General features: G+C 72.3%; 1 protein-coding gene. It reads left to right on the top strand.

The window, feature by feature from the left end; all coding sequences use genetic code 11:
* Positions 1–2,996, top strand: a 2,996-nt coding sequence (locus VT50_RS36620; RefSeq protein WP_143645336.1) for an SDR family NAD(P)-dependent oxidoreductase, incomplete at both ends; no start/stop codon positions are given.

The raw sequence follows: 2,996 nt of genomic DNA, 5'->3' as shown, positions 1-2,996 counted from the left end.
GGTGGCCGCTGTGGTGGCGGCGTGTCAGGAGGCGGGGGAGCGGGCGCGGCTGATCGAGGTGGATTACGCCTCGCACGGCCCTCAAGTGGAGGAGATCCGCGAGGAGTTGGGCGAGGTTCTGGCCGGTGTTCGCCCGGTCGTCGGTGGCGGGGATGAGGTGGCGTTCTATTCGACGGTGACTGGTGGCCGGGTCGATGCGGCTGACCTGGACACGGACTACTGGGTGCGGAATCTGCGGGAGCGGGTGCGGTTCGCCGATGCTGTTGAGGCGTTGTTGGCGGATGGGCATCGGGTGTTCATCGAGTCAAGTACCCATCCCGTGCTGACCGTCGGCATGCAGGAGACCTTCGAGCAGGCGGGTGTGGAGGCGGTCGCCGTACCGACCCTGCGTCGCGACCATGGTGGTCAGGCCCAGCTCCTCGATTCTCTCGCCCGGGCGTTCACCGCCGGGGTCGAGGTGGATTGGCGGCCCGCGTTCCCGGCCGACCCCACCCCCCGTACCGTCGACCTGCCCACGTACGCCTTCCAACACCAGCGCTACTGGATGAACGCCTCGGGCACGGCCGGTGGCCCCCGCGGCCTCGGCCTGGTCGCCGCGGACCATCCGTTATTGGGCGCCGCCGTGGAGCTGGCCGATGGCAGCGCCCAGCTGCTCACCGGGCGTATCGCGGCCGGTGGCGGTGACGGCTGGCTCGGTGAGCACATCGTGGCGGACGCCGCGCTGGCCCCGGGCACGGCACTGGTGGAGTGGGCATTGCGAGCGGCCGACGAGGTCGGCTGTGGTGGGGTCGAGGAGCTGGCGCTGCACATGCCGTTGACGCTGCCCGAGTCCGGCGGATTGCGCATCCAGGTGGCGGTGGGCACCGCGGCGGAGGACGGGCGGCGCGAGGTGCGGATCTACTCCCGCCCCGATGGCGAGGCCGACTCGGGCGCGGGCGTGGGCGTGGGCTGGGTGTGCCACGCCGAGGGGGTGCTGGGCCCGGCACCGGAAGACGTGGGCCCGACGGCCGAGGGGCTGGGCGGCACATGGCCTCCGGCGGGTGCGCAACCGGTTGATCTGGAGGGTTTCTACGAGCGCTCCGCGGCGGCGGGCTATGCGTATGGGCCGTCCTTCCAGGGGCTGCGCGCGGTGTGGCGGGATGGCGCGGATCTGCTGGCCGAGGTGGCGCTGCCCGAGGCTGCCGGGGACGCGGACGGGTTCGGCATCCACCCGGCGCTGCTCGACGCGACCCTGCACCCGGCCCTCCTGCTCGACACCGGATCCGACCGGGGACTGGACGGTGGCCGGGTGTGGCTGCCGTTCGCCTGGAACGGGGTGTCGCTGTGGGCCGCTGGAGCCAGCACCGTACGCGTACGGCTGTCCCCGCATCGGGACGGGGTCGAGGGCGAACGCGGGCTGCGGCTGGTGGTGGCCGATGCCGTGGGCGAACACGTTCTGACGGTCGACTCCTTGGTGACGCGACCGGCGGCCGTGGACCAGTTGCGGGCCGGGGCAACGCGCGGTGTGGACGGTCTCTTCGTCCTCGACTGGATCCCGCTGCCGCAGCCGACGGGGACCGGCGGGCCGGTGGCCGACGGCGACGGCTGGGCGGTGTTGGCGGAGGAGAGCGCTGGCCCGGATGCGGAGGCGTTGCTCGCACGGCTGGCTGACGGGGAGCCGGTCCCGGCGGTGGTGTTCGCCAAGTTCTCGCACCCTGAGGCCGGTGCCGGTGCCGGTGCCGGTGCCGAGGCAGATGCCGTGGCTGACCTGGCGACTGGCGGTCTGGCGATGGCGCAGCGAGCCCTGGAGCTGGTGCAGAAGTGGCTTGCCGAGCCCCGGCTGGCCGACGCCCGGTTGGTCGTGGTGACGCGTGGCGCGGTCACCGTTGCCAGTGCCGAGAGCGGTACGGATGTGGCCGCCGCCGCGCTCTGGGGCCTTCTGCGGAGCGCGCAGGCGGAGAACCCGGGGCGCTTTCTGCTGCTTGACCTCGACTTCGACCTCGACATCGATTCGACGGTCGATACGAGCGCGGGCAATGTACACAACGTACGGGACGCCGTAGTGCGGGCGATGCACCTGGAGGAGCCCCAGCTGGCCGTGCGGGGCGGACGGGCGTGGGTGCCACGCCTGATCCGTGCCTCCGCCGACAGCGGTCGGGAGGTACGGGGCACCCCGGTGGCGCTCGATCGCGACGGCACCGTGTTGGTGACGGGCGGAACCGGCACCCTCGGCGGTCTGGTGGCCGAACATCTGGTGCGCACCTGGCAGGTCGGCTATCTGCTCCTGGTGAGCCGCCGCGGGCCGGACGCCCCGGGCGCCAGCGAACTGGCCGCGCGTCTTGAGGAGTTGGGTGCGGATGTGCGGGTCGCCGCCGTGGATGTCACTGACGCGTCGGCGGTGGCCGAGCTCGTGGCGGGGATCGACGCCGACCACCCGCTGACCGGTGTCATCCATGCCACGGGGGTGCTCGACGACGCGGTGGTGACCTCCCAGACACCCGAGCGGCTGGCCCGGGTATGGGCGGCCAAGGCGATGGGGGCGGCGCATCTGCACACCGCCACGGCCGACCTTCCGCTGTCCCTGTTCGTGATGTTCTCGTCGGCCGCCGGTGTCCTGGGCAGCCCGGGCCAGGCCAACTACGCTGCGGCGAACGCCTTTTGCGATGCCCTCGCCGCCCACCGCCAGGCCCACGGTCTCCCGGGGCTTTCGGTGGCCTGGGGCCTGTGGGCCCAGTCCAGCGAGCTGACCGGAGAGCTCGCCGCGAAGGACCGGGCCCGGATGTCCCGCTCGGGCATCATCGAGATGTCCAACGATAAGGCCCTGGGCCTGCTCGATACCGCCTGCGCGCAGGGCAGCTCCTTTTGCGTCGCCGCAGCCGTCGATCCGGCTGGTGGGGTGGGTGGTGAGGGGCTTCCGGGGGTGTTGCGGGAGTTGGTGTCTGGTCGTGTGCGGCGGCGGGTTGCTGTGGGTGGGTCGTCGGGGTCGGGGTCGGGGTTGGGGTTGGCTGGTGAGTTGG

Origin of the sequence: Streptomyces antioxidans (assembly GCF_000968685.2) — a bacterium.
In the GTDB taxonomy this organism is placed as follows: Bacteria; Actinomycetota; Actinomycetes; order Streptomycetales; family Streptomycetaceae; genus Streptomyces; species Streptomyces antioxidans.
Note: the sequence above shows the minus strand (reverse complement) of the source record. Positions and strands in the feature narration are given on the sequence as shown.